The organism is Arenibacter antarcticus (genome assembly GCF_041320605.1).
GTDB lineage: Bacteria > Bacteroidota > Bacteroidia > Flavobacteriales > Flavobacteriaceae > Arenibacter > Arenibacter antarcticus.
The window spans coordinates 3721673-3748566 of the sequence record NZ_CP166679.1; the positions used below are offsets into that span (position 1 = coordinate 3721673).

Genomic DNA, 26894 nt, shown 5'->3' on the forward strand with positions numbered 1-26894 from the left:
GCGGTAAACGTGCAATTGACTTTTGGTGGTATTGGGTCTGGGAGTAGAAGCTTTAAGGAGTTTGAAGGGGTTCATGTGCCAATAAATCGCTGTAATAGGATCTGTAGGTTGGTTTGAATATGCCAGGATAAGTCAATTTCACTGCATTTCCTGAATCTTTAAGGCTGGCGAGTGGCATTGTGCTCAACTGCCATCAAAAAGGCTGTGGCGCCTCTGATTTTGTGATAATACTATTTGGCTATGCTTTTGGAATTGGCCTGTATGGTTACAAAGGTTCAAGTTACTGGTGTGTACAGGTGTAACTGCTTTGTTACTCTACTTTTATTGCAGTCCCTACCGATCTATTTGGGCTTCCGACTACTCTGTATTCAAAGGTGTAGGATTCTTTTGTGGTAGCTAGGATTTTCATGTGGATAGACTTCTCCTCCGCCATGTTCTTGGGGTTTAATTTTTTTACAATGTACTCGCAGTCGTTGATCCACCTAACTGATGAGCTGTCTACTTTGCCTTCAAAGTAATCAATTTCAATAGAATCGTTTCTTTCAAAGATGGTGGTGTGTTCTACCCCATCTATTTCTGCGGTAAAGGAAAATTTACCATTCTTAAAATCGGTGCAATTGCGTTCTGGTTCATAGCACGCTGTTGCAGTTAACAGGAGGATTACAAGGCCAAGAGTAGTTTTATTAATCATGATATGAAATAAAGGAATTTGTCATTTAGAATGCTGCAAAAATAGCATAATTAAACTTTAATCTAGGGATTCTTCGGCTTAAAGAAAGCATTGAGGCCGGGTGAGCTGTGCTATGGTCCAAATCTGGTAATGGCCTTTAGTGTAGTGGGGTGATTTTTACTTTTCCGTATACGCCTTAAAGCTGCCGTCGGAATAGAAGATTATTATTTTATCGATTTCCTTGGAACTGGATAAAGGATTTTTATCGGCCTCCGCTAGGTTGGGTTTGGTGATTTGGGTTTGAGGGGGAGTGGGGTTTTTTGGTTTATGGGGAAAGCTGCCTTTTCCGTATATGAGCCAATGAAGATCCACTTCGGGAAAGGAGGCTGTAACCTTCATCACGAATTCTAAACTTGGCTTGTTTCTACCTGATAAAAGATGGGAGATACTTGATCGCTGTACTCCAATTTTATCGGCAAAGGTAGATGCGGATAAGTCGTAAAACTTAAGAATCCTATCCATTCTTTTTATAAAGTCGGGGTTGTTTAGCATTGTAAATTAATTGGCTCAAAAATAATGAAATTTAAATTACAAAACGATTTTAATTTCTGATAAGCAGTAGAAATAATGGAAGTAATAGTTTACATAATGACATGTATTGTATTGAATATAAATATTATATATGTAAACAATAGATATTTGATATGTAGACCTTAAGATCTTTGGCTAAAAATCGAATTCACAGGGATGATTAGGGTTGAATATGTTTACAAAAGTAAACATGTGAGTTACAAATGTAAATTAAATTGAAAGTATATTTGTGGTTCAATATGTAATACAGATAGTAGATGTTTGACTATAATTATAAGGCTGTTAAGGTAAATTCAATCAAGGGGAGGCTTGTCACTAATCAGGATATAGACCCATATTTAGAATCGGTATCTCCTATTTTTCCTGTATCTATAAGGGGGAAATCTGTTGAAGGTCGGACTATTAAATCGCTTAGTTTGGGATCGGGGAATACACGAATTCTAATGTGGTCGCAAATGCACGGGAACGAATCTACCACCACAAAGGCGGTTTTGGATTTGGTTAATTTTTTGAAGGAAGGTTCAGATCTTGCCGCCGAAATCTTGGAAGCCTGCACTATAAAAGTTATTCCAATATTAAATCCAGATGGCGCATTGGCCTATACTAGAGTTAACGCGAATTTGGTAGATTTAAATAGGGACGCTCAAGAGAGAACCCAGCCAGAAAGTGTAGTTCTTCGTGAGGTATATGATGATTTTAAGCCAGATTATTGTTTTAATCTACATGATCAGCGTACTATTTTTAACGTAGGGAACACGGCCAAACCAGCCACAGTTTCGTTCTTGGCGCCTGCCAATGATCCCGAAAGGAGTATTTCGGATAATAGAGGGATTGCTATGAAGTTGATTGTTGCTATGAACAATGCATTACAAAAGTTGATTCCCGGTCAGGTGGGTAGGTATGATGATGGGTTTAATAGTAATTGCGTTGGGGATGCCTTTCAGATGCTGAATACGCCGACCCTACTTTTTGAGGCTGGACATTATCCGAATGATTACGACCGAGAGCAAACCCGATACTATATATTTATCGCCCTGATGGAAGCTATTGGTGTAATAACCAAGAATAAAATAGAGGCCAATACTTTGACTCCTTATTTTGAAATCCCAGAAAACAATAAATTGTTTTATGACGTAATCATACAAAATATAGACCAAGTAAATTCCACTTATCAGACTGGAGATTGCGCAGGTATTTTATTTGTAGAAACATTGGTTGGAAACAAAATAGAATTTGCGGCAAATTTGGAGATAATAGGGGATTTGAGTCAATTTTATGGCCACAAAACATATAATTGCTTAGATATTAAGGATTTAGAGACCATTCGAAACACAGCAAATCTCTTAAATCTCTTAAAATAAAATGGAATATTTTTTTTATTTCACATAATTGTTACGCATTTCATATAAAAATGACACTTCTATTACATTTAATTCGATATTTTGTTATTTTTGCATTTAAATTAAATACTGATGAGTAAAGTAAAATTAGACGAAATAGACCACCAAATTTTGGATATGTTAATAGATAACACCAGAACCCCCTTTACGGATATTGCAAAAAAACTACTTATTTCTGCAGGAACCGTGCACGTGCGTGTAAAAAAGATGGAGGAAGCTGGAATAATACGGGGGTCATCATTGACGCTTGATTATGTAAAGTTAGGATACTCTTTTATTGCTTATGTGGGAATTTTTCTTGAAAAAACACATCAGACCAAATTTGTCCTAGAAAGATTAAACCAGATTCCGAACGTTACCGTGGCCCATATCACCACCGGTAAATTCAATATCTTTTGTAAGATTAGGGCAAAGGATACCAATCATGCTAAAAACATCATTTTTAAAATAGATGATATCGATGGGATTAGCAGAACGGAGACAATGATTTCCTTGGAAGAAAGTATAAACGATAAGAAACGATTAATGCATACCATCTTTAACGAGCTGTAAATGTGTTGCCTTATTGTCTTATAATCCCATTCAATTTTTGTTTGGGATTTTTTTATTCCATTTTTATAGAGTTGGGGCTAGGTGGGTTAGCGTATTATATTTCAAGAAAATATTCATTACCTTTTAGGAAGAAAATTTATCTTAATGAAAACATCTGAGCTCCCAAAAGGAGATTTCCAACAATTTTATGGAACGTATCTGTCCTGTTTGGAGAATGGAGAACTCAATCATTTTTTAGTGCAAGGGAAAACAGAATTTGAGAAATTTGTTAATGAGATATCGTTAGATCGTTTCTCCTATGCCTATGCGGAGGATAAATAGAGTTTGGTGGATATTATTTTGCACATAATAAACGTTGAAAGGGTTTTTCAATACAGGGCATTGTGATTTTTACGCGGGGACCAAACTTCTCTTCCTGGATTTGATCAAGATTTTTATGTTTTACAGGCAAAAGCAAATTCCAGATCTCGATCTAGTCTGGTAGATGAATTTATTGTAGTTAGAGATGCAACTATTTTCCTATTCAAGGATTTGGATGATGAGATGCTGACAAGGAACGGTACGGCCAGTAATTTGGAGTGGACTGTGGGTACTCTTGGTTTTGTAATTTGTGGGCATCAAAAACACCATCAAAATATTATTGCAGATAGATATCTAGCCCCTTATTTATAACATGAAATTTCGCCTCGGCATTCCAGTGATTGAGGAGTCATTTTCAGGCAATTTAAATTCTTTTTGGCAGCTTTATTTCCCGATGATTTCCTATTGCACAGTGGGCAATAGTTATGTTGCTTAAATTAAAATATAGTAGTCCTTTTGCTTGTGAGCATTTGCAAAGGGACTGATTTAAGGGGCTTTTATCGCTATTCTGCGTAGTATTCAAAAGCTTCCAACATTAAATTTGACGGCACCTTAACATCTATGGCTGGGTCTCCAATTCCTTTCAACAGCACGAAATTGATATTCCCATGGGAATTTTTCTTGTCAAACTTCAACAAAGAGAGAATGGCGTCGATATCGGATTTTGCAAAAGTCACTTTCTTATACCTATTTAAAAAGGTCATTTTAATGTCTTCCAATTCAGCTTTGGGTAGTCCGGTTAATTTATGGGAAAGATAGCCTTCCAATATCATTCCTACGGCAATGGCTTCCCCGTGGAGCAATAGTTCGTGATCCTGACTTTCCAGAAAATAAGATTCAACTGCATGACCCAAAGTGTGGCCGTAGTTTAATATTTTCCTGAGGTGTTGCTCGGTGGGGTCCTGAACCACCACTGCATTTTTTATGGAGACCGAAGTATAGATAAGTGTGCTTATATCATCAAAACTGGTGACCTTCTTTAGGGTATTCCAATATTTCACATCCCTTATTAAGCCGTGTTTCAGCATTTCGGCAAATCCGCTCTGAAGTTGTCGTTCGTTTAAGGTATTTAGGAATTCGGGTACTACCACTACCATCTGTGGTTGATTTATAACGCCGATCTGGTTTTTTAAAGGCCCAAGGTCAACTCCTGTCTTTCCGCCAACAGAGGCGTCTACCATTGCTAATAGAGTAGTGGGGATGTTGATGAAATCTATCCCTCTTTTAAAGCAAGAGGCTACAAATCCCCCTAAATCGGTTACCACACCACCGCCTAGATTGATCATTGCACTCTTCCTATCTGCATCCAATTCCGATAAAACTTCCCAAACCTGTGTGCAGGTACCGATATTCTTATTTATTTCTCCAGCTTCTATTTCTATGATCTCAAAATCATAATCCCCCTCAATATTTCCCATAAAACTGGGAAGGCAATCATTGTGGGTATTTTCATCTACTAGAATAAATATTTTCGAATAGTTACTTTTGTCGAGATGCTTATTTAAAGTTTCATAGCCTTTTTCGTTAAAATGTACGGCGTAAGTAGGAGTGATAATGGAATTCATAACAGCAAAAATTTAGGGCAAAATAAAGACTATTTATTATGATACGAATACAAAATCTGTACTTATATTTGGATCCTTAATAAATTGATAGAAATGAGGGATATTTTTGAGGATACTGCAACGGCTTTTGCGTTAAAAACGGACTCAGAATTGGAGAGGGCATATTTTCTGTTCAAATTAATAGCTAATGAACCCTTGGTCAGGATTGGTACTGCAGTAACCAATTTTGCCCTAAAGGCCAATTTACCTGTAGAGCGGTTAATTAGAGCCACAGTTTTTGACCATTTTTGTGGGGGAGTAAATGAGGAGGATTGTCTTTCGGTAGCCGATAAAATGTACGAGAAGGGAGTAAGTACTATTTTGGATTATTCCGTAGAAGGACAACAGGTGGAGAATCAACTGGATTACTGCTTTGAAAAAACTTTAAAAACGCTGGATTTTGTAAAAGAAAAAGAAGCAATTCCATTTGCTGTTTTTAAACCAACAGGATTTGGGCGATTCATTCTATATCAAAAAATTTCGGAGGGTAAAAAATTGACCCCTTTGGAGGAGGAGGAGTGGCTACGTGTGGTCAATAGATTTAACCAAGTATGTAAAAAGGCTTATGACTTGGATGTTTCCTTGTTAATTGATGCCGAGGAAAGTTGGATGCAAGACGCAGCAGACCAATTAATAGAAACAATGATGCGTAAATATAATAAAGAGAAGGCCATTGTTTTTAATACTTTGCAAACCTATAGGTGGGACCGTTTGGATTACCTTAAAAAACTTCATGAGGACGCCAAACGGGAAAATTTCGTCATCGGTATGAAGGTGGTCAGGGGTGCCTATATGGAAAAGGAAAACGATAGGGCAGCGGAAAATGAATATCCTACACCAATTTGTCCCTCCAAAAAGGCTACCGATGAGAATTTTGACAAGGTGGTTGCCTATATGTTAGATAATATAGATGAAATCTCCCTCTTTTCGGGTACCCATAACGAAAATAGCTGCTACCAGCTTATGGAGCAAATGGATACCAAGGGCATTGCGATAAACGACCCCAGAGTCTGGTTTGGTCAGTTGTATGGTATGAGCGACCATATCTCCTTTAATCTTTCGGAAAAAGGCTATAATGTAGCAAAATATCTTCCCTTCGGGCCGGTAAAGGATGTGATGCCCTACCTAATTAGAAGGGCTGAAGAGAATACCTCTGTAGCAGGGCAGACCAGTAGGGAGCTCACCCTGTTGAAAAAGGAACGAAAAAGAAGGAAAATTTAGAACGATTAGATTTACAGATACCCGAAGAATTCACTTAGGGGAAAGATGGTTTCAAGAAATTTAAAAGCGCTTTCCCTTCCTATATCTAAAAAGTGCTTTTTTTTTTGAGCTGTTAAAAGCGTACATCTTCTAAAATGCTTTTTTTGGGACAATTGCTGACTCTTAATACTGCTTTTTTATTGTTTATAGGGGCTTCTATCAGATAGGTTCTACAGGGGACGGATTTAGTATCACTATTTTTAAAATCGACATCTCCATTTTTTAAAAAATTGGCAATATCCATACTGTCCAATTTTTTTTCTTCCAACAAGGTATTTATGGCCTCGGAATAGGTCAATTCCTTGGATCGTATGTCCTTTAAGGTCCTACAGTTGGGGAAATAGCAAAATTCCGTACCCGTTTGCTCCGTTTTTTTCTTAAAGAATACGGTTAAAAATACGATGCCAATAGATAGGCCTATCAAGTAAAAGCCTAAGCGTTTCAAAAATGCCATAAATTAAAAAATAAGAAAATTAATATCGCTGTAGGAGAGGTCGAACCATTCCCCAACCGATTTATTGGTCAATATACCGTGGTAAAGATACAACCCGCTTCGCAACCCTCTGTCATATCGCAGCGCATTTTCAAATCCTCCGTCCTCTCCAATCTTTAGGAGATAGGGGGTGAAAATATTACTGATGGAAATAGAGGCCGTTTTAGGGTAACGGGAGGGAATGTTTGGCACCCCGTAATGCAGTACCCCATTTTTTACAATAATTGGATTATCGTGAGTGGTTACTTCGCTAGATTCAAAACAGCCGCCCATATCTATACTAACATCTATAATTACAGCACCTTTTTTCATATGCTCCACCATAGTATTAGATACAACTACCGGTGATCGGTCTTTACCGCGTGTGGCTCCTATTGCTACATCACATCGCTTTAACGCCTTTAATAGGTTCTTAGGTTGTATGGTAGAGGTGTAGACCGTTTGCCTAAGGTTGGTCTGTATGCTGCGTAATTTGCTAATAGAGTTGTCAAAAATCTTTATATTGGCACCCAATCCCAGTGCTGATCTCGCCGCGAATTCACCAACGGTACCTGCGCCAATAATGACTACTTCCACTGGAGGTACCCCACTAATATTCCCGAACATTAATCCATTTCCCTTATTGGTGGCTGCCATTATTTCAGAAGCGATTAAGACGGAGGAAATTCCTGCAATCTCACTTAAAGATCGTACAGCAGGATACTTACCCTCCTCGTCCCTGATATATTCGAAGGCAATAGCCGTAATTCGTTTTTTTGCCAATTCCTCAAAATATTTCTTGTTTTGAGTTTTGATCTGCAATGCAGAAATAACGGTGGATTGGGGATTAATCTGCTGAATTTCCTTTATAGTAGGGGGCTCTACTTTTAATATAATAGGACAACCGAAGACCCTTTTGGTATCCCTTGTAATTTCCGCTCCGGCATTGGTGTATTCAATGTCTAGGTAATTGGCCCCAATACCTGCTCCAGATTCTATAAGAACCCTGTGTCCATTGGCTGTAATGGCATTTACAGCATCGGGTGTTAAGCAAATACGTTTTTCCTGATATTGGTTTTCTTTGGGAATTCCAATAAAAAGTTCTCCTTTTTGTTTAAGAATTTCCAAAGTTTCTTCTTGGGGAAGCAGTTGCTGCCGGCTAAACGGCGAGGAATGTTGGTTCATAGGTAGTAATTCTGTCTTGGTAGGCGCCGAAATACATCGAAACGCAACAAGTCCAAAATTACGATATTTTTTCTTTTTTTAATTCGTCTTTTTCCAGACTTTGATTTTCTGTAAAATCTTTTTCTTTATACGCCTTCAATTCTAGGTCCATAGCCTCTAGGTCAATTCCCAAAACATGTTTGTCAAACAGCCTAATCCGTATGAAATAAACAAAGGGAACTATTAAGGTCATTATGGGTAAGATCCAATAAATCTCTACTTCATCCATGACTTTGGTATCTGCTGCAATTGCTCCAAAAATTTGAAATGCAAACATACTCATGGGAATAAGTATTATATGGTACCACCAATGTTTACAAGTGAAGAACCATAGTGTTAACAAAAACAAGGGAATTAGCTTCCCCATTAAAAGCCACATAGTAATATAAATACTGAGGTTGTACTTACTTTCATAGGTGAACAAAGCCCCTTCATAAATTGCTTTATCGGGAAAGTAGTTGTAGGTGTAGAATAGGTATGGGGTAATAGCAATAAGACTGGCCACTATGCTGCCTATCAAAATACTTTTTGATTTTTGTTTTTTAGGTTCAGATTTCGGATCAGTACTCTTATTTGGCATTGTAATATTAGAAATTGGAGTGTTTTTAGTTCTTATATTAACCAAAATAAATGGCTCCTAGTATGCCAAGAGCCATTTATTTTTATTTTCGTTGTTTTTAATAGTGATTATTATCCGTTTGGGGGAACCTTAATCCTCGTTTTGTCAATTCCCGTTGGGGGAACTTTAATTCTTGTTTTGTCTATGTTTTGTTCAAACAATTTATCCTCTTCCGCAGTATCGCTGGGAGTACAGGAGGTCGCGAATAAAGTCAAACAAGCTACCATAGTTATGGTGCGAAAAATGTTTTTGAATTGCATCCTATTGTAAATTTAAAGTTTCGTAAATGGTTGATATTAGCTAATGTAGGAATAAAAGACTACATAGTTTGTATTGCGTCATTAAATTTATAAATTTTAATAGAAAAACCTTGCTAAAAAGAGTATATCCTTTGTATTTCAGTGGATTACAAAATCTTGTGACTATAAATTACACCTAAAATCCGTACTTTTATTTGTAGCTAATACAACCTTTTACTGCAGTGGGTTTTGGGAAAGAACCAGGCTTCGAGTTTTTTCATCAATTATACTAATGTAGATATGGGTAGCATTGGAAGGTATTAAAGAAGGGATCTTTTCTGGCCACTCCATAAATACCCAAGTGTTGGAATACAAATAATCTTCCAAACCTATATCTAGGGCTTCGGTCTCATCCTCTAATCTGTAGAAATCAAAGTGATATCCCAATAGTTCCTCATTCTGATAATAATATTCGTTAACTATCCCAAAGGTGGGACTACTACTTACATTTCCGCCTCCCAGCTCCTTTACAAGAGCCTTGATTAAGGTAGTTTTTCCTGCACCCATATCGCCATGAAAACACAATATTTTTGAGTGAGACTCATTAAGGATGTGTTGTACAGCGTCATGGATTTGTGCTTGGGTATATGTATTACTCATGTCAACAATCTATACTATTTAGGTTCTAATACCACAAACGGAATGATCATCTCCTCCAATGAAATTCCTCCATGCTGGTAGGTATTTCGATAGTAACTAACGTAATGGTTGTAGTTATTGGGATAGGCAAAGAACAAGTCGTTTTTCGCAAAGATAAAAGAACTGCTAACATTGATACTTGGTAAATATATTTTCTTTGGATCTTTCGCCTCCAACACGTCCTTTTCCTCATAGGTGAGGCTTTTTCCGGTCTTGTAGCGTAAATTGAGGCTGGTTTCCTTGTCGCCTATAACTTTTGATGGTTGTTTAACATTAATTGTGCCATGGTCTGTGGTTAGAATTAGCTTTAGCCCCATCACCTGTGCTTGTTGAATGATATCTAATAAAGGTGAGTTTTTAAACCAACTCAACGTTAGGGATCTATACGCTTTGTCATTGGCGGCAAGCTCTTTTACAACGTCCATTTCGGTTTTGGAATGGGAGAGCATATCCACAAAATTATATACGATAACCGTTAGGTCATTGTCTTTTTGAGATCTAAAGTTCTGAGCTAAATGCTTGCCTTGCTTTAAGCTGCTAATTTTATGGTATTCCCATTTTAGATCGAGTCCCGAACGCTTCAGTTGGGATTCAAAAAATTCGGCTTCGTAAAGGTTCTTGCCGCCCTCTTCTATGTCATTTTTCCACCATTGGGGGTGTTTTTTTTTCCATATCTAACGGGGTAAGCCCAGAAAATATGGAGTTTCTTGCGTATTGGGTAGCTGTAGGTAGAATACTAAAATAAGGGATCTCCTTGCGCTTCCTATAATAAGCATTTAAGGTGTCCTCAAAGGTCAACCATTGATCATATCTTAAATTGTCTATAACCACCAACAAAGTTTTGCGGTCCTTTAATTCTGGTTTAATTAACTGTCCAAATAGAGTGTGCGACATTACCGGTGCCTCCTTATCATGGAACCAACTGGCGTAATTGTTGTCAATAAATTTCCCAAAATGTCTGTTGGCCTCTGTTTTTTGAGATTCTAGAATTTCAAACATACCAGAGTCCTCTATTCCCTCCAATCGCAACTCCCAATAAATCAGCTTTTTATATAGTTCAGCCCATTCTTCCCAGCTATCTACCATACTGAGATCCGTGGCTATCTTACGAAACTCTTGTTGATAGTTTGCCGTGGTCCTTTCCGAAATCAGACGGGAATGGTCCAAGTTCTTTTTTAGGGACAAAAGAATTTGATTGGGATTTACTGGCTTAATTAAATAATCTGCAATTTTGGAGCCAATGGCCTCTTCCATAATCAGTTCTTCCTCACTTTTTGTAATCATTACCACAGGAAGGGAACTGTGAGTCGCCTTTATCTCATTCAAAGTTTCTAGTCCCGATATTCCGGGCATATTTTCATCTAAGAAAACAATATCTACATGTTTTTCTTTTAATTCTTCCAAAGCCTCCCGACCACTTAAACAGCTTATGACAGCATAGTTTTTGTTTTCTAAAAAAAGAATATGTGGTTTTAACAAATCTATTTCATCATCTACCCAAAGTATTGTTATCTTGTTCATTATATTTGCTGGCGTAAAAGTATTGTGATATTGATCAAATCTAAGAAACTTAAAATTTTCAATGATCCAATTTACGGATTTATTGGAATACCCAGCGCACTTATTTTTAATCTGATAGCAGAGCCATGTTTTCAGCGACTCCGGAGAATTTCTCAAATGGGACTTTCCCATCTGGTTTATCCAGGAGCTAACCATACCCGTTTCCCCCATGCTTTGGGCAGTATGCATTTAATGCAGCAGTCCATCCAAATATTGAAATTTAAAGGAATAGAGATTAGTAAGGATGAGGAAGAGGGACTATTGTGTGCCATTCTTTTGCACGATATAGGTCATGGGCCGTTTTCTCATGCCATGGAACATTCTATTGTGGAAGGAATAAGCCACGAATATATTTCCCTGATGTTTATGGAACAGCTCAACAGGAAATACAAAGGAAAATTATCAATTGCCATTGCGATTTTCAAGGGTCAATACCCTAGAAAATTCCTAAATCAATTAGTGTCCAGCCAATTAGATATGGACCGGATGGATTATTTAAAAAGAGACAGTTTTTACACTGGAGTAGCCGAAGGGAATATCAATTCGGAGAGATTATTGTCCATGCTAAATGTGTTTGACGGGGAATTGGTAGTGGAGGAAAAAGGGATTTATTCCGTTGAAAAATTTCTAATGGCCAGACGGTTTATGTATTGGCAAGTGTATTTGCATAAAACTGGATTGGTGGGAGAGCAGTTGTTGATCCGGATATTAAAAAGGGCCAAAGAGTTGTTGTTAGCTGGGAAAGAACTACCCTGTAGCAGTGCCTTGCGATTTTTTATGGACAATAAGATTTCCAAGGAAAATTTTAATCAGGATGTCTTGGACCAATTTGCTAAATTGGACGATGTGGATATTATGTATGCCATTAAAGATTGGCAGGACCAGGACGATTTTGTGCTTTCCAGATTGTGTAAAATGGTCATCAACCGTCGCTTACTCCATATTAAGTTAAAGAATAGGCCTATAGATGAATTGAAATTAAAAAAACATTTTTCTAAATTTAAAAATGAGCATAGCCTAACGGACGAGGAGACGGCATATTTTGTATTTTCGGGAGAAACCCATAATCAGGCCTATAACGCGGAATACCAGCATATAGGCATATTGCGGTCTAACGGAAAAATAACGGATGTAGCCAAAGCTTCCGATCAACAGTATTTGAAAGCACTTTCAAAAATGGTTGTAAAATATTATATATGTTATCCTAAAGTGGCTATTTAACTATTTTACTTACTTTTGTGCCCATGATATTTACAGCTAGCCAAATCGCAGGTTTATTGGAGGGAGATGTTGAAGGTGATCCAGAAATTGCTGTTCATAAGTTGTCCAAGATCGAAGAGGGGGAAGTAGGAGCGTTGACATTTCTTGCCAATCCGAAGTACACTTCACATATATATACTACCAAAGCATCGGTGACAATAGTGAACAGGGGATTTGTGCCAGAACACAAATTAACCACTACCTTGATCAAAGTAGACGATCCGTATACTTCATTTTCCAAATTATTGGAATACTACAATCAGGTGAAAAATAATAAAGTAGGAATTGAGAATCCGGTATTTTTATCGGAGACCGCTACCTATGGTGAGGATTTTTATTTAGGAGCCTTTGCTTATGTGGGCAGTAATGTGAAAATTGGAAACAACGTTAAAATTTACCCTAATGTATATGTTGGGGATAATGTGGTGTTGGACGATAATGTAGTGATATTTGCTGGAGGTAAGGTCTATTCGGAAACCATTATAGGGAAAAATTGTGTGGTTCACAGTGGGGTAGTCATTGGAGCGGATGGTTTTGGATTTACACCCGATCAAAATGGGGAGTACGTAAAAGTGCCGCAAACCGGTAACGTCATTCTAGAGGATAATGTAGAGGTGGGCGCAGGTACCACAATAGATAGAGCGACTTTAGGATCTACTATCCTAAGAAAAGGTGTGAAATTGGACAATCAGATTCAGATTGCACATAATGTGGAAATTGGAGAGCATACCGTTATTGCAGCCCAAACAGGAATTGCAGGGTCAACAAAGATCGGGAAGTATTGCAAGATTGGTGGGCAAGTAGGTATAGTAGGACATATTACCATAGGGGACAACGTGAAAATTCAGGCCCAATCCGGTATTGGAAGAAATGTTAGTGATAATGAAACCTTACAGGGGTCACCAGCATTGAGTTATGGGGATTTCAATAAGTCCTACGTGCATTTTAAGAATTTGCCGAAAATTATAAGTCGAATAGAAGTTATTGAAAAAAAACATTGACGGTGGGTAAAATAGAAACTAAACAACGGACAATTGCAAAGGAAGTAACGCTTCAGGGTGTTGGTTTGCATACAGGGCAAAATGTTACATTAAAATTTGTACCTGCTCCAGAAAATTACGGGTATGCTTTTAAACGTGTAGACTTGGAAGGGGAGCCACTTATAGAGGCAGACGCCAATTACGTGGTAAATACGCAAAGAGGTACCAATCTGGAAAAACGAGGTGTTAAAATTCAGACTTCGGAACATGTCCTTGCTGCCTTGGTTGGCTTGGAAATCGATAATGTACTTATAGAGCTAGACGCCCCGGAGCCTCCTATTATGGACGGATCCTCCAAATTCTTTGTCGAGGCTTTGGAAAGCGCAGGCATTGTGGAACAAGAAGCAGCTAGGAAAGAATACATTGTTAAAGATGTTATCTCTTATAAGGATGAAGCTACGGGAAGTGAAATCACCATAATTCCTTCAGACACCTATCAGGTGACCACCATGGTAGACTTCGGCACAAAAGTCCTTGGGACACAAAACGCCACCTTAGAAAATCTAAAGGATTTTAAAACGGAAATCGCGGATGCGAGGACGTTTAGTTTTTTACATGAGCTGGAAATGCTTTTAGATCATGGCCTAATCAAAGGGGGAGATCTAAACAATGCAATTGTGTATGTGGACAAGGAAATTTCCGAGGCCACTATGAAGAAATTAGAAAAATCGTTTAATAAAAAGAAATTGTCCATTAAGCCTAACGGTATCTTGGATAATTTAACGCTGCACCATCCCAATGAAGCGGCAAGACATAAACTGTTAGATGTTATAGGAGACCTAGCGTTGACGGGAACAAGGATCAGGGGTAAGGTTATCGCAAACAAACCTGGGCATTTCGTTAATACACAGTTCGCTAAAAAACTATCTAAAATAATAAAGACGGAAAAAAGGAACTATGTTCCTCAGTACGACTTAAGTCTACCTCCTTTAATGGACATCCATAAGATAATGGATATGTTGCCCCATAGGCCGCCATTCTTATTGATCGATAGAATATTGGAGCTCTCCGATCAGCACGTTGTGGGAATGAAAAACGTTACCATGAACGAGCAGTTTTTCGTAGGGCATTTCCCTGGAGCCCCGGTAATGCCTGGAGTTCTTCAAGTTGAAGCCATGGCGCAAACAGGAGGGGTATTGGTCTTGAGTACTGTTCCAGACCCAGAAAATTATCTCACCTTCTTTATGAAGATAGATAATGTGAAATTTAAACAAAAAGTATTGCCTGGAGATACGTTAATTTTTCATTGCAGTTTAATATCGCCTATCCGTAGAGGAATATGTCATATGCAGGCTTATGCCTATGCCAACAATAGACTAGTCTGCGAAGCAGAAATGATGGCGCAAATAGTTAAAAAGAAATAAGGAATGAATCAACCACTGGCTTATATACACCCTGGCGCCAAAATTGCCAAAAATGTTGTGGTAGATCCGTTTACCACGATCCACAATAATGTAATTATTGGAGAAGGAACGTGGATAGGATCTAATGTCACCATTATGGACGGCGCAAGAATCGGGAAGAATTGTAACATATTTCCCGGAGCTGTTATTTCCGCTCCTCCACAGGACTTAAAGTACGACGGGGAGGAAACTACAGTTGTAATTGGGAATAACACTACCATTAGGGAGTGTGCTACAATCCACAAAGGCACCTCGGATCGCATGAAAACGGTTATCGGCAATAATTGCCTTATTATGGCCTACTGCCATGTAGCCCATGATTGTCTTGTTGGAGATAATTGCATTTTCTCCAATAATTCTACCCTTGCAGGACATGTGAGTATCGGGAACGATGTAATCCTTGCCGGATTAGTAGCGGTACACCAATTTGTTTCCATTGGAAACCATGCCTTTGTTACCGGAGGGTCATTGGTGAGAAAGGATGTTCCGCCATTTGTAAAGGCGGCCAGAGAGCCTCTTTCCTACGTAGGTATAAACTCTGTGGGTTTAAGAAGACGCGGATTTTCATCAGACAAGATTAGGGAGATACAAAACATTTATCGGATATTATATCAAAAAAACTATAACAATTCCCAAGCAGTTCAAATTATAGAGGCTGAAATGGAAGCTACCCCGGAAAGGGATGAGATCCTACAGTTTATACGGGATTCGCAACGAGGAATTATGAAAGGATATGTAAGTACAAATTAGAACTATATGGCATCTACATCGGATATAAGAAAAGGATTGTGCATCAGGTACAACAACGACATTTATAAAATAATTGAATTTCTCCATGTGAAACCGGGGAAGGGCCCCGCTTTTGTTAGGACAAAGCTTAGAAGTGTAAGTACAGGTAGGGTCTTAGAAAATACGTTTAGCGCCGGCCATAAATTGGAAGACGTGCGGGTGGAGACAAGATCATATCAATTTCTCTATGCAGAAGGGGAAACGTATCATTTTATGAATACGGACGATTACAATCAGATTACTCTTCAGGAAAGTGCTTTGGACGCACCCAATCTTTTAAAGGAAGGTGAAGTTGTTACCATTCTGTTCAATACTGAAGATAGTATGCCCTTGTCAGTGGATATGCCTGCAAGTGTTATTTTAGAGATTACATATACCGAGCCGGGAGTAAAGGGGAATACTGCCACTAATGCCACTAAGCCTGCTACAGTGGAAACAGGGGCTACTGTTAATGTGCCACTATTCATCAATGAGGGCGATAAAATTAAGATCGACACGGAGAAAGGTGCTTATATGGAACGTGTTAAGTAATTTTCTTACGTAACACCTAAAATTTCCAATCGGATAAACAACACAAGACTTATGAGATTTCCGTCCCCATATACCTTAAAACAAATTGCCACCATAATCAATACTGAATATGTAGGGATGGATGATTTTCCAGTACTGGGAATGAATGAGATCCATGTGGTTCAAAATGGAGAAATCGTTTTTGTAGATCATCCCAAGTATTATGAAAAGGCATTGAATTCCAAAGCTTCAGTGATCCTAATCAATAAAATGGTAGACTGTCCACCGGGAAAGGCACTATTAATTTCTCAGGATCCCTTCAAGGATTTTAATGTTTTAACACAGTTTTTCAAGCCCTTTGAAAAGGCAAATAGTACCATTTCCAATACTGCGGTAATTGGACATAATACAGTGATACAACCCAATTGTTTTATTGGAAATAATGTGGTGATTGGCGATAATTGCCTAATCCACTCCAATGTTTCTATTTATGACGATTGTATTATAGGAGATAATGTAGTGATTCATGCAGGGACTGTTTTGGGATCGGATGCCTTCTATTATAAAAGAAGGGCAGATGGCTATGATAAATTGTTGTCCGGCGGAAGAGTCGTTATCCAGGATAATGTGGATATCGGTGCCCTTTGCACCTTGGATAAAGGGGTAACGGGGGACACTTTGATCAAAAAAGGGACCAAATTGGACAATCAGGTGCATGTTGGGCACGATACGGTTATTGGGGAAAATTGCTTGATCGCTTCCCAAACTGGGATTGCAGGATGTGTCATCATTGAGGACGAAGTAACCTTGTGGGGTCAGGTTGGGGTAACCAGCGCGATAACCATTGGCAAGAAAGCGATTATATGGGCACAGACTGGGGTTTCTAAATCCTTGGAAGGTGGCAAGACCTATTTTGGTAGTCCAGCAGAGGAAGCTAGGGAAAAATTAAAGCAATTGGCATATGTAAAGCAGATTCCGTCCATTTCAAAAAAATTAGAAAAAGAAATAAGCAAAGGAATAGTTTAGAATATCTTTTCAAATCTATATTTTTGCTCTAATCAAATAAACCAATAATATAATGAGTGTTTTAGTAAACAAGGATTCCAAAATTATTGTTCAGGGTTTTACAGGCAGTGAAGGTACATTTCATGCCGAACAAATGATTGAATATGGTACCAATGTTGTAGGAGGTGTAACCCCGGGCAAAGGTGGTCAAGAACATTTGGGTAGACCTGTGTTCAACACCGTGGAGGAAGCCGTAGAAAAGGTTGGGGCAGATACTACCATTATATTTGTACCGCCCGCTTTTGCAGCTGATGCCATTATGGAAGCGGCCAGCGCTGGTATAAAAGTTATAATTACTATTACCGAAGGGATACCTATTGCCGATATGGTTAAGGCATATGATTATATTAAACACATGGATTGCCGTTTGGTAGGTCCCAACTGTCCAGGAGTAATTACTCCAGGGGAGGCCAAGGTGGGAATTATGCCTGGATTTGTATTTAAAAAAGGAAATGTAGGTATTGTGTCCAAATCAGGGACCTTGACCTATGAGGCCGCGGATCAGGTAGTACGCCAAGGACTTGGTATAACTACGGCAATCGGAATTGGTGGGGATCCAATAATTGGTACCACTACCAAGGAAGCTGTAGAATTATTGATCAACGATCCAGAAACGGAATGTGTCGTTATGATCGGTGAAATTGGTGGTCAATTAGAGGCTGATGCCGCAAAATGGTACAAAGCCAGTGGCAGTAAGAAGCCTATAGTAGGTTTTATTGCCGGTGAAACTGCACCTGCAGGAAGAACTATGGGTCACGCAGGAGCTATTGTTGGAGGAAGCGACGATACTGCACAGGCCAAAAAGAAGATCATGAGAGAATGTGGTATTCACGTAGTAGATTCTCCCGCTGAGATAGGCTTAAAAGTTAAAGAAGTAATGGGATAACCATTGTTTAATCATATTTAATTCCGTTTGTGCTGTCATATTCCAATGTCCTTTGGAAGCGTCAGGATAAACGGAATTTTTTTCTTAATAAAAACTTGAATGCATTTTTGGCGAAAATTTTAATTCGCGTAAAACATAACTTATATTTGATCAACAACTAAGAAATTATAAAGATGAAGCTACTAGAAGGAAAAAATGCAATTATTACGGGAGCAAGTAGGGGAATAGGCATGGGTATAGCACAAGTTTTTGCGCAACATGGTGCAAATGTAGCCTTCACCTATAGTTCTAGTGAAGCGCCTGCGCTTGCCCTTGAAAAAGAACTTACGGCTCTTGGAGTTAAGGCTAAAGCCTATAAGAGCAACGCTGCAAGTTTTGACGATTCCGAGAAATTGGTGGCCCAAGTATTGGAAGATTTTGGCGGCGTAATCGATATTTTAATAAATAATGCAGGTATTACCAAGGACAATCTTTTAATGAGGATGGGAGAGGACGATTTTGATACCGTTATTGAAATCAATCTAAAATCGGTTTTTAACATGACTAAGGCGGTACAGCGTACCATGCTAAAGCAAAGAAAAGGTTCCATTATTAATATGAGTAGCGTAGTAGGTGTAAAGGGCAATGCCGGACAAGCAAACTATGCGGCTTCCAAGGCCGGTATGATCGGATTTACCAAATCCATTGCATTGGAGCTAGGTTCTAGGAATATACGTTGTAATGCCATTGCCCCTGGATTTATTGAAACAGAAATGACCGATAAATTGGATGCAAAAGTGGTTCAGGCATGGAGAGAAGGTATTCCTTTAAAAAGAGGTGGAGCACCAGAGGATGTCGCTAATGCATGTTTGTTCTTGGCCTCTGACCTATCAGCCTATATTACCGGACAGGTATTAAATGTTGATGGCGGTATGCTAACCTAGATTTTATTTGTGGTTGCACAACCATTAGGTGACCATCAAAAAAAAATCGACATGTAAAAAAAAGTCGTCCCAAACAAAACCAAAAATGGTTTAAATAGACGCATTAACCACTATTTTAATGCAAACAGAATCGGTACTTTATATATTGCTTGCGGCAATAGCTTCGTTGGTACTTGTGCTGTTTCAATATAAATACAGGACCAAAGGAAAGGGAAAGTTGCTATGGGGACTTTCCCTTCTTAGGCTTGTGGCCGTATTTGGTATATTACTTCTATTGCTCAATCCAAAATTTGAACGCAGGTCCTTTACTACCGAGAAAACCAATTTGGTGCTTTTGGTAGATAATTCCTCTTCCATTCAGGCAGGGGATAAGACCAAGATTACAGACATTCTCAACTCCCTTAAGACGTTGGGCACCAAATTCTCGGAGAGGTTTAATCTTGTTACTTTTACGTTTGGAAGTGGATTGAAGGAAGGCGATAGCCTTACCATGACCGAAAGCAATACCAATATTTCCAAAGCCTTGGAAGGCATCAACAGCGTTTACGCCAAGTCTAGCACCGCAGTGGTTCTTTTTACCGATGGGAATCAAACGCTAGGGAAAGATTATGAGTTTTATGGGAAAAAGCAAAATCTTCCGATCTATCCAGTAGTGTTGGGAGATACTACGGCCTATGAAGATATTAGGATATCAAGGGTGAATAGTAATAGGTATGCCTTTCTCAACAGCAAATTTCCATTGGAGATTTTTATCTCCTATGAAGGGAGGGGAAATAGTACCTCTGAATTACAAATTCTTGTCAACAATATTGTGGTGCATAGAGAGAAGGTGTCACTAAGTGCAGACAATAATGCGAAGACAATAAATACCCAGATATTGGCCAATAGTGTCGGGATTAAAAATATTCACGTCTTGGTAGGTCCGTTGCCTAACGAAAAGAATGTCCGTAATAATGAAAAGCAATTGGCTTTGGAGGTGTTGGATGAGGGGACCAAAGTTGCCATAATATCAAATATTCTTCACCCAGATTTAGGAGTCCTTAAGAAATCTATAGAAAGTAACGAACAGCGTTTGGTTACTTTCTACAAATCCAATATAGATTTGGCTGAATTGGAAACGGTGGATCTCTATCTTTTATATCAACCTGATGCTTCCTTTGATAGGATATACAAGCAGATAGAGGTGCGAAAAGCAAATTCCTTCACCATTGGAGGTACGCAGACCGATTGGCAATTTTTGGAAAAAGTGCAAAAAGGTATAATTTTGGAAAGTGGATATCCCGTACAGGATATTTTTTCGGAAACTAATCTGGCCTTTTCTAAATTTGATATAACTGATTTTTCATTCGACGGATTCCCGCCTTTGGAGAGCGACGTTGGTCCGGTTCAATATCTGATGCCCCACGAGAGTTTGCTTAATATGAGCAGTAAGGGAGTTGCATTGGAAAGTCCTCTGTTGGCAGTGGTAGAGAATGATATGGTGAAAACTGCACTATTGCTGGGGGAAAATATTTGGAAGTGGAGGATGCATGCTTATAAAGAGGAAGGCACCTTTAAGAATTTTGATGCTTTTTTCGGTAAATTATTTCTTTATTTATCTACCAACAAGGGGAAAAACAGGTTTAGCCTAGAATATAATCCCATATACAACCACAGTAACGAGGCTATTATCAAAGCTTCCTATTTTGATGAAGTGTTTACATTTAACCAGAACGCAACAATCAAACTAAAAATAACGGATACCCTTACCACAAGGGAACAAGAAATATCAATGTTGTTGAAAGGGGGGCATTTTGAAGCAGATCTTAGGAACTTTGATCCGGGTACCTATAACTTCACCGCTACTGTGGAGAATGAAAACTTGAGCAGAACCGGTACCTTCACCATATTGGATTTTGATGTGGAAAAGCAATTTAGTTCTAGTAATTATCAAAAACTGTCCAGGTTGGCCAACAACAGTGGAGGCAAACTGTTTTTTCCTGAACAAATGGACACTTTGATCCAGCTTTTACACATTGAACCAAAGTATGTTCCTACCCAGAAAAGTAAACTTAATGTTGTACCTTTGATCGATTTTAAAATTATTTTAGGAATAATCGTTTTGGCGTTGTCGCTAGAGTGGTTTATCCGAAAATATAACGGATTAACTTAATAAATAAATAAATTGAATGGACAAATTACCAAAAATTGCGTTACCAATAGTATTTGCTATTATTGCTTTAGTAATATTAATATCAAAATCTGCCGTCACCATGGGATCTGGGGAGGCCGGTGTGCTTTATAAAACATTTGGAGGGGGAGTAGTTACGGATCAACCACCTTTAGGTGAAGGATTTCATATAGTAGCTCCATGGAACAAAGTGACTGTTTACGAGGTGCGTCAGCAAGAGGTTTTTGAAAAAATGAACGTATTGTCTTCCAATGGATTGGATATAAAATTGGATGCATCAATCTGGTTTGAGCCTATCCGTAGTGAGTTGGGAAAATTGCACCAGGAAAAAGGTGAGGACTACGTGCAAAGGGTTCTTTTGCCAGCTATTCGTTCTGCTGCACGGTCAGTTGTGGGAAGGTATACACCAGAGCAACTGTATTCCAGTAAGAGAGATGCAATTCAGCACGAGATTTTTGAGGAATCAAAAAATATAGTGCAAGATCAATTTATACAGTTAAATGATATTTTGGTTAGGGATGTAACGCTACCGAACACTATTAAGGACGCTATTGAGCGAAAGCTTAGACAGGAGCAAGAATCGTTGGAGTACGAGTTTAGATTGGTAACTGCACAGAAAGAAGCAGAAAAAGTTATAATAGAAGCACAAGGTAAGGCCGATGCAAACTTAATTTTAAGTGCATCACTAAACGCTAAGATTCTTCAGGATAAAGGAATAGACGCAACTATAAAGTTAGCTGAATCTCCTAATTCTAAAGTTATTGTTATTGGGGGTGGTGAATCAGGACTACCTATAATTCTTGGGAATCAGTAAACACAGCATACAAGTAAATTAATATAACAATTTCGATTCAAATTGTTTTGTATAAATTTTCCAAGGTTGAAAATATATTTTACTTTTGTCACAGTATGAAAAACAACAGGACACATCATCATCATTTCTTTACCTTCGTTCAGGCGAGCTAAGAATGTATTGTTGTACCTAAACTATATTCTAACCCGTTTGAGCAATCAAACGGGTTTTGTGTTTAAAATATCCTGTTTGATTTGTTCGGACAAAAACTAAAGAACAAGAATGAAAAAAATTAGAATTGCAATTCAAAAAAGTGGTCGATTAAATGAGGACTCCCTTCAGATACTAAAAGATTGTGGGATTTCTGTAGACAACGGTAAGGATCAACTAAAAGCGAGTTCCAGAAATTTCCCCTTAGAGGTCTTTTACCTAAGAAATGGAGATATTCCACAATACTTAAGGGACGGAGTTGTAGATATTGCCATCATTGGTGAAAATGTTCTCATTGAAAAAGGGAATGACATCTCTATAGTAGAAAGACTTGGTTTTTCTAAATGCAAAGTATCCTTGGCGATTCCAAAATCCGTTAAGTATAAATCGGTACAAGATTTTCAAGGGAAAAGAATAGCCACATCTTATCCGAATACCGTTGAAAAATATTTGGAGACCAAAGGGGTAAAGGCCGAGCTGCATATTATTAATGGATCTGTAGAAATTGCCCCCAATATTGGATTGGCAGATGCTATTTGTGATATTGTTTCCAGTGGTAGCACCCTGTTTAAAAACAATTTAAAGGAAGTAGAGGTAATGCTGACCAGTGAGGCGGTATTGGCAGTATCTCCAAAAATAACTCCAGAAAATAAGGACTTGTTAGAAAAGATACGCTTTAGGATCCAATCGGTTTTACTTGCCAGACAAAGCAAGTATGTATTGTTGAATGCTCCAAACCATAAACTAAACGATATTTTAAACCTTCTGCCAGGGATGAGGAGCCCCACTGTACTTCCTTTGGCCGAGGAAGGTTGGAGCTCGGTACATACCGTTATTAACAAGGACAAGTTTTGGGAAGTTATACAGGAGCTTAAAAAGGCAGGTGCCGAAGGCATTCTGGTATGTCCCATAGAAAAAATGGTATTGTAATAGTAATCAATCACAACTTCCTTTTAAGGAAACAGAAAGCTAGCAAACAGTAAGGATGAACAAGATATATGATCCCCCTAAAAATGATTGGCCTTCCATTCTAAAACGGCCTACCCAAACAGTAGCCGATATCGAAGAAATGGTAAATGGTATTTTTTTGGAAGTAAAAAATGGTGGTGATAAGGTTGTTAAAACCTATACCCAAAAATTTGATGGGGTAACGGCCAAGGAGTTTTCTGTTACTTCAGAAGAAATGGAGACAGCACAATCCCAGGTTTCCGAAGCATTAAAATTGGCCATTCAACAGGCTAAAAGCAATATAAAGAAGTTTCATGCCGCTCAAAGAACAGAAAGAGTTTCCGTGGAGACTTCTGAGGGGGTTAACTGCTGGCAGGAGAAGCGACCTATTCAGAAAGTGGGGCTCTATATTCCAGGTGGTACAGCTCCCTTATTCTCTACCGTTTTAATGTTGGCCATACCTGCTAATTTGGCCAGCTGCAAGGAAATTGTACTTTGCACCCCACCAAATAAGGAAGGAAAAGTACACCCAGCCATATTGTATGCGGCAAAGCTCTGTGGAGTAACCAAGATTTTTAAAGTAGGTGGAATTCAGGCTATTGCAGGAATGACCTTCGGAACGGAAACTATTCCCCAAGTCTATAAAATATTTGGTCCTGGAAACCAGTATGTAACCGTTGCCAAGCAGATTGCTACCAAATATGGCGTTGCAATAGATATGCCTGCTGGTCCAAGCGAGTTATTGGTAATGGCCGATGATACTGCCAATGCCGCCTTTGTGGCCTCCGATTTATTGAGTCAGGCCGAACATGGGGCAGATAGTCAGGTGATTTTGGTATCTACCTCCAAAGAACTTATAAATGCGGTAGAAAGGGAAGTGGAAACTCAAATAAAGCTGTTGCCCCGTCAGGAAATCGCTGCAAAATCCATCGCAAATAGCAAGTTGATCTATGTGGAGGACAACAAGACTGCAGTAGACCTTATTAATGAATACGGTCCGGAGCACTATATCCTTTGTGTGGAGGAAGAATCGTTTTTCTTGGACAGAACCTATAATGCAGGGTCTGTATTTATTGGAAACTATACCCCGGAAAGTGCGGGAGATTATGCATCCGGAACCAACCACACCTTACCTACGAATGGATTTTCCAAGCAGTATAGTGGTGTAAACCTAGATAGTTTTATGAAGGCCATTACCTTCCAGAAAATATCAAAAAAGGGAATTCAAGGAATTGGGAGAACCATAGAATTAATGGCGGAGGCCGAAGGGTTGGATGCCCATAAAAATGCAGTAACCTTAAGATTAAAAAGTTTATAAAATTAGAAGTATAAGTACTGCCAAAAAAATATTTGGGAGTGACATGTTTCGCTAATCCTGTACTGATATTAATAGCATATAAAATGAACTACAAAACGTTCGATATCAATAATTTAGTCCGTAAGAATATTAGGGGATTAAGCCCTTATTCCTCTGCAAGGGACGAATACGTATCCGATGGTTCCAAAATGGTATTTTTGGACGCCAACGAGAATCCGTTTGAGAATGGGGTAAATAGATATCCCGATCCACACCAAAGAAAATTAAAGGAGGTCTTGGCCGCAAACAAGGGTGTTTTGGCTAGCCAGATTCTTTTGGGGAATGGTAGTGATGAAGTGTTGGATCTTTTGTTCCGCGCTTTTTGCGAACCCAAGGAGGACAATATTATTACATTACCACCTACTTATGGAATGTACAAAGTATTGGCGGGCATTAATAATATTGGGAATAAAGAAGTTTTACTAACACAGGAGTTTGAACCCAATGTAGCTGAAATTTTAAAAGAGGCCAATGGGAACAGTAAATTGTTATTCCTATGTTCGCCCAATAACCCAACCGCTAATAGTTTCAATAGTTCTTTGGTTAAGGACCTTCTGGAAAATTTTAAAGGGCTGGTAGTCGTAGACGAGGCCTATATAGATTTTTCAAAAGAGAGTAGTTGGATTACTCAATTGGACCAGTATCCAAATTTAGTGGTCATCCAAACCTTGTCCAAAGCTTATGGGTTGGCCGGGATCAGATTGGGTACCTGTTACGCTTCACGAGAAATAATAAGTGTTTTAAACAAAATAAAAGCACCCTATAATGTAAACGAGTTGACCCAAAAAAGGGCACTGGAACGTATTTTGGATGTAAATTCTGTTAATTTGGAAGTGATTGATATACTCACAGAAAGAGAAGGTCTGTTTAGGATATTGCAACAAATAGATTTTGTTGAAAAAGTATTTGCTTCAGATGCGAACTTTATTTTGGTAAAAGTAGACGACGCCACAAAGAGATATAATCAGTTACTGGAAAAAGGGATAGTGGTAAGGAACAGGACCACGCAGCCCCTTTGTGAGAATACCTTAAGGTTCACGGTAGGGACCAAGGAAGAAAATCTAAAGTTAATAAATGCATTACGTCATATAACAACCGCATAACAATGAGTCTTGAATTAAAAAAAAATACTGCCCAAGTAAGCAAAATGGGAAAAAAGGTGCTTTTTATAGATCGTGATGGTACCATGATCAAAGAACCAGCAGACGAGCAAATAGACACTTTTGAAAAGATAGAATTCTATCCAAAGGTATTTACATTTTTAGGTAAGATTGCCAAGGAGTTGGATTATGAATTGGTGATGGTGACCAATCAGGACGGGCTGGGAACAGACTCTTTTCCAGAGGATACCTTTTGGCCAGTTCAAAATTTTATACTAAAATCCTTTGAAGGAGAGGGAGTGGTTTTTGATAAGGTTTTCTTGGATAGAACATTTCCCCATGAAAATGCAGCTACCCGTAAACCGAGAACCGGATTATTGACCGAATATTTTTCAGAAGCTTATGACCTTGCCAATTCCTTTGTGATCGGAGATCGATTAACGGATATAGAACTGGCCAAAAACCTAGGTTCTAGGGGGATTTTCATCAATGATGAAACCAATTTAGGCACTGGGGAAATTACTGTGAAACGCAAGGAGTTGGACAACCATATTGCCCTAGAAAGTAATGATTGGGAGAAGATATACGAGTTTTTAAAATTAAGCAACAGAGTCTCGGAGACACACAGAAAAACAAACGAAACCGATATCTATATAAAATTGAATTTAGACGGTACTGGAAAGGGTAATATCAGTACTGGTTTGGATTTCTTTGATCATATGTTGGATCAATTGGCGAGACATGGTCAAATGGATCTCGACATCAAGGTGACTGGTGATTTGGAAATAGATGAGCACCATACCATAGAAGATACGGCCATAGCATTAGGAGAGGTCTTCCATAAGGCATTGGGCAATAAGCTAGGCATGGAGCGGTATGGATTTTGTTTGCCTATGGACGATTGCTTAGCGCAAGTGGCGATCGATTTTGGCGGTCGAAATTGGTTGGTCTGGGAAGCCGATTTTAAAAGGGAAATGATAGGAAAAATGCCTACGGAGATGTTTTATCATTTTTTTAAATCGTTTACGGATGGGGCAAAGGCAAATCTGAATATAAAAGCGGAGGGCTCCAATGAGCATCACAAGATTGAGGCCATTTTCAAGGCATTTGCAAAAGCCATTAAAATGGCGGTAAAACGCGATGTTGAAAAAATGGTATTGCCCAGTACCAAAGGAGTACTGTAAATAGGA

The 26894-nt window shown here is 38.7% G+C and carries 25 protein-coding genes and 2 pseudogenes; 19 read left to right on the forward strand and 8 right to left on the reverse strand.

What is annotated here, in order from left to right; all coding sequences use genetic code 11:
- Positions 1–310: 310 nt before the first annotated feature.
- Positions 311–691 (reverse strand): DNA topoisomerase IV, encoded by a 381-nt coding sequence (locus KCTC52924_RS15310; RefSeq protein ID WP_251805636.1) that lies wholly within the window; start codon positions 689–691, stop codon positions 311–313.
- Positions 692–847: 156 nt separating this feature from the next.
- Entirely contained in the window at positions 848–1222 is a 375-nt protein-coding gene (locus KCTC52924_RS15315) for a helix-turn-helix transcriptional regulator (protein ID WP_251805637.1), read from the reverse strand.
- 296 nt (positions 1223–1518) lie between these two features.
- Between KCTC52924_RS15315 and KCTC52924_RS15320 the strand changes: the two genes are divergently transcribed.
- From KCTC52924_RS15320 to KCTC52924_RS15335, 4 genes and pseudogenes are all read left to right on the forward strand, one after another.
- Complete coding sequence (locus KCTC52924_RS15320; protein ID WP_251805638.1) at positions 1519–2622, forward strand: M14 metallopeptidase family protein; 1104 nt, start codon at positions 1519–1521, stop codon at positions 2620–2622.
- A gap of 111 nt (positions 2623–2733) precedes the next feature.
- The gene (locus tag KCTC52924_RS15325) at positions 2734–3213 is read left to right on the forward strand and encodes an Lrp/AsnC family transcriptional regulator (RefSeq protein ID WP_370671479.1); all 480 of its coding nucleotides are present in this window, start codon (positions 2734–2736) and stop codon (positions 3211–3213) included.
- Between the two features lie 144 nt (positions 3214–3357).
- A complete protein-coding gene (locus tag KCTC52924_RS15330; RefSeq protein ID WP_251805639.1) occupies positions 3358–3534 on the forward strand; it encodes a hypothetical protein in 177 nt (58 codons plus the stop codon).
- Positions 3535–3621: 87 nt separating this feature from the next.
- A pseudogene (locus KCTC52924_RS15335) lies at positions 3622–3885 on the forward strand (DinB family protein); the annotation flags it as partial.
- Between the two features lie 191 nt (positions 3886–4076).
- On the opposite strand, the gene aroB reads toward KCTC52924_RS15335, so the two are convergent.
- On the reverse strand, positions 4077–5138 hold the full coding sequence (aroB, locus tag KCTC52924_RS15340) for a 3-dehydroquinate synthase (RefSeq protein ID WP_251805640.1): 1062 nt from the start codon (positions 5136–5138) through the stop codon (positions 4077–4079).
- Between the two features lie 93 nt (positions 5139–5231).
- On the opposite strand from aroB, the gene KCTC52924_RS15345 reads away from it, so the two are divergent.
- Positions 5232–6398, forward strand: coding sequence for a proline dehydrogenase family protein (locus KCTC52924_RS15345; RefSeq protein ID WP_251805641.1), 1167 nt, complete (start codon positions 5232–5234; stop codon positions 6396–6398).
- Positions 6399–6510: 112 nt separating this feature from the next.
- On the opposite strand, the gene KCTC52924_RS15350 is transcribed toward KCTC52924_RS15345, so the two are convergent.
- The 5 genes and pseudogenes from KCTC52924_RS15350 to KCTC52924_RS15370 all read right to left on the reverse strand — a co-directional run bounded on the left by KCTC52924_RS15350 (position 6511) and on the right by KCTC52924_RS15370 (position 11211).
- On the reverse strand, positions 6511–6891 hold the full coding sequence (locus KCTC52924_RS15350) for a DUF4258 domain-containing protein (RefSeq protein ID WP_251805642.1): 381 nt from the start codon (positions 6889–6891) through the stop codon (positions 6511–6513).
- Positions 6892–6894: 3 nt separating this feature from the next.
- On the reverse strand, positions 6895–8094 hold the full coding sequence (locus KCTC52924_RS15355) for an alanine dehydrogenase (protein WP_251805643.1): 1200 nt from the start codon (positions 8092–8094) through the stop codon (positions 6895–6897).
- Positions 8095–8152: 58 nt separating this feature from the next.
- Positions 8153–8713: a hypothetical protein gene (locus tag KCTC52924_RS15360; RefSeq protein WP_251805644.1), complete on the reverse strand. Its 561-nt coding sequence runs from the start codon at positions 8711–8713 to the stop codon at positions 8153–8155.
- A 512-nt stretch (positions 8714–9225) separates the two neighbouring features.
- Positions 9226–9651: a tRNA (adenosine(37)-N6)-threonylcarbamoyltransferase complex ATPase subunit type 1 TsaE gene (gene tsaE / locus KCTC52924_RS15365; RefSeq protein ID WP_251805646.1), complete on the reverse strand. Its 426-nt coding sequence runs from the start codon at positions 9649–9651 to the stop codon at positions 9226–9228.
- 14 nt (positions 9652–9665) lie between these two features.
- Positions 9666–11211, reverse strand: a pseudogene (locus KCTC52924_RS15370) (PglZ domain-containing protein).
- 30 nt (positions 11212–11241) lie between these two features.
- Between KCTC52924_RS15370 and KCTC52924_RS15375 the strand changes: the two are divergent.
- From KCTC52924_RS15375 to hisB, 14 genes are all read left to right on the forward strand, one after another.
- Positions 11242–12471, forward strand: a complete 1230-nt coding sequence (locus KCTC52924_RS15375) for an HD domain-containing protein (protein WP_251805648.1) — start codon at positions 11242–11244, stop codon at positions 12469–12471.
- 23 nt (positions 12472–12494) lie between these two features.
- Positions 12495–13511 carry a UDP-3-O-(3-hydroxymyristoyl)glucosamine N-acyltransferase gene (gene lpxD, locus KCTC52924_RS15380; RefSeq protein WP_251805649.1) on the forward strand — a complete coding sequence of 339 codons (1017 nt, stop codon included), beginning with the start codon at positions 12495–12497 and terminating at the stop codon, positions 13509–13511.
- A gap of 2 nt (positions 13512–13513) precedes the next feature.
- Positions 13514–14914 carry a bifunctional UDP-3-O-[3-hydroxymyristoyl] N-acetylglucosamine deacetylase/3-hydroxyacyl-ACP dehydratase gene (locus tag KCTC52924_RS15385; RefSeq protein WP_251805650.1) on the forward strand — a complete coding sequence of 467 codons (1401 nt, stop codon included), beginning with the start codon at positions 13514–13516 and terminating at the stop codon, positions 14912–14914.
- A gap of 3 nt (positions 14915–14917) precedes the next feature.
- Positions 14918–15703: an acyl-ACP--UDP-N-acetylglucosamine O-acyltransferase gene (gene lpxA, locus KCTC52924_RS15390; protein WP_251805651.1), complete on the forward strand. Its 786-nt coding sequence runs from the start codon at positions 14918–14920 to the stop codon at positions 15701–15703.
- A 6-nt stretch (positions 15704–15709) separates the two neighbouring features.
- Complete coding sequence (efp, locus tag KCTC52924_RS15395) at positions 15710–16273, forward strand: elongation factor P (RefSeq protein ID WP_251805652.1); 564 nt, start codon at positions 15710–15712, stop codon at positions 16271–16273.
- A 51-nt stretch (positions 16274–16324) separates the two neighbouring features.
- Complete coding sequence (locus KCTC52924_RS15400; protein WP_251805653.1) at positions 16325–17278, forward strand: UDP-3-O-(3-hydroxymyristoyl)glucosamine N-acyltransferase; 954 nt, start codon at positions 16325–16327, stop codon at positions 17276–17278.
- A gap of 52 nt (positions 17279–17330) precedes the next feature.
- Complete coding sequence (gene sucD / locus KCTC52924_RS15405) at positions 17331–18203, forward strand: succinate--CoA ligase subunit alpha (RefSeq protein WP_251805654.1); 873 nt, start codon at positions 17331–17333, stop codon at positions 18201–18203.
- A gap of 173 nt (positions 18204–18376) precedes the next feature.
- A complete protein-coding gene (gene fabG / locus KCTC52924_RS15410) occupies positions 18377–19126 on the forward strand; it encodes a 3-oxoacyl-[acyl-carrier-protein] reductase (RefSeq protein ID WP_251805655.1) in 750 nt (249 codons plus the stop codon).
- Positions 19127–19244: 118 nt separating this feature from the next.
- The gene (locus tag KCTC52924_RS15415) at positions 19245–21278 is read left to right on the forward strand and encodes a vWA domain-containing protein (RefSeq protein WP_251805656.1); all 2034 of its coding nucleotides are present in this window, start codon (positions 19245–19247) and stop codon (positions 21276–21278) included.
- 16 nt (positions 21279–21294) lie between these two features.
- On the forward strand, positions 21295–22110 hold the full coding sequence (locus KCTC52924_RS15420) for a prohibitin family protein (RefSeq protein ID WP_251805657.1): 816 nt from the start codon (positions 21295–21297) through the stop codon (positions 22108–22110).
- 261 nt (positions 22111–22371) lie between these two features.
- Positions 22372–23229: an ATP phosphoribosyltransferase gene (gene hisG / locus KCTC52924_RS15425; RefSeq protein ID WP_251805658.1), complete on the forward strand. Its 858-nt coding sequence runs from the start codon at positions 22372–22374 to the stop codon at positions 23227–23229.
- A 55-nt stretch (positions 23230–23284) separates the two neighbouring features.
- Entirely contained in the window at positions 23285–24565 is a 1281-nt protein-coding gene (hisD, locus tag KCTC52924_RS15430; RefSeq protein WP_251805659.1) for a histidinol dehydrogenase, read from the forward strand.
- Positions 24566–24648: 83 nt separating this feature from the next.
- Entirely contained in the window at positions 24649–25707 is a 1059-nt protein-coding gene (hisC, locus tag KCTC52924_RS15435) for a histidinol-phosphate transaminase (protein ID WP_251805660.1), read from the forward strand.
- 44 nt (positions 25708–25751) lie between these two features.
- Entirely contained in the window at positions 25752–26888 is a 1137-nt protein-coding gene (gene hisB, locus KCTC52924_RS15440) for a bifunctional histidinol-phosphatase/imidazoleglycerol-phosphate dehydratase HisB (RefSeq protein WP_251806025.1), read from the forward strand.
- The last annotated feature ends 6 nt before the right edge of the window (positions 26889–26894 follow it).

Bases quoted from the DNA above. Each gene is read 5' to 3' on its own strand.
- KCTC52924_RS15310 (WP_251805636.1), bottom strand. From the start codon at position 691: ATGATTAATAAAACTACTCTTGGCCTTGTAATCCTCCTGTTAACTGCA.
- KCTC52924_RS15315 (WP_251805637.1), bottom strand. From the start codon at position 1,222: ATGCTAAACAACCCCGACTTTATAAAAAGAATGGATAGGATTCTTAAG.
- KCTC52924_RS15320 (WP_251805638.1), top strand. From the start codon at position 1,519: ATGTTTGACTATAATTATAAGGCTGTTAAGGTAAATTCAATCAAGGGG.
- KCTC52924_RS15325 (WP_370671479.1), top strand. From the start codon at position 2,734: ATGAGTAAAGTAAAATTAGACGAAATAGACCACCAAATTTTGGATATG.
- KCTC52924_RS15330 (WP_251805639.1), top strand. From the start codon at position 3,358: ATGAAAACATCTGAGCTCCCAAAAGGAGATTTCCAACAATTTTATGGA.
- aroB (WP_251805640.1), bottom strand. From the start codon at position 5,138: ATGAATTCCATTATCACTCCTACTTACGCCGTACATTTTAACGAAAAA.
- KCTC52924_RS15345 (WP_251805641.1), top strand. From the start codon at position 5,232: ATGAGGGATATTTTTGAGGATACTGCAACGGCTTTTGCGTTAAAAACG.
- KCTC52924_RS15350 (WP_251805642.1), bottom strand. From the start codon at position 6,891: ATGGCATTTTTGAAACGCTTAGGCTTTTACTTGATAGGCCTATCTATT.
- KCTC52924_RS15355 (WP_251805643.1), bottom strand. From the start codon at position 8,094: ATGAACCAACATTCCTCGCCGTTTAGCCGGCAGCAACTGCTTCCCCAA.
- KCTC52924_RS15360 (WP_251805644.1), bottom strand. From the start codon at position 8,713: ATGCCAAATAAGAGTACTGATCCGAAATCTGAACCTAAAAAACAAAAA.
- tsaE (WP_251805646.1), bottom strand. From the start codon at position 9,651: ATGAGTAATACATATACCCAAGCACAAATCCATGACGCTGTACAACAC.
- lpxD (WP_251805649.1), top strand. From the start codon at position 12,495: ATGATATTTACAGCTAGCCAAATCGCAGGTTTATTGGAGGGAGATGTT.
- lpxA (WP_251805651.1), top strand. From the start codon at position 14,918: ATGAATCAACCACTGGCTTATATACACCCTGGCGCCAAAATTGCCAAA.
- efp (WP_251805652.1), top strand. From the start codon at position 15,710: ATGGCATCTACATCGGATATAAGAAAAGGATTGTGCATCAGGTACAAC.
- KCTC52924_RS15400 (WP_251805653.1), top strand. From the start codon at position 16,325: ATGAGATTTCCGTCCCCATATACCTTAAAACAAATTGCCACCATAATC.
- sucD (WP_251805654.1), top strand. From the start codon at position 17,331: ATGAGTGTTTTAGTAAACAAGGATTCCAAAATTATTGTTCAGGGTTTT.
- fabG (WP_251805655.1), top strand. From the start codon at position 18,377: ATGAAGCTACTAGAAGGAAAAAATGCAATTATTACGGGAGCAAGTAGG.
- KCTC52924_RS15415 (WP_251805656.1), top strand. From the start codon at position 19,245: ATGCAAACAGAATCGGTACTTTATATATTGCTTGCGGCAATAGCTTCG.
- KCTC52924_RS15420 (WP_251805657.1), top strand. From the start codon at position 21,295: ATGGACAAATTACCAAAAATTGCGTTACCAATAGTATTTGCTATTATT.
- hisG (WP_251805658.1), top strand. From the start codon at position 22,372: ATGAAAAAAATTAGAATTGCAATTCAAAAAAGTGGTCGATTAAATGAG.
- hisD (WP_251805659.1), top strand. From the start codon at position 23,285: ATGAACAAGATATATGATCCCCCTAAAAATGATTGGCCTTCCATTCTA.
- hisC (WP_251805660.1), top strand. From the start codon at position 24,649: ATGAACTACAAAACGTTCGATATCAATAATTTAGTCCGTAAGAATATT.
- hisB (WP_251806025.1), top strand. From the start codon at position 25,752: ATGGGAAAAAAGGTGCTTTTTATAGATCGTGATGGTACCATGATCAAA.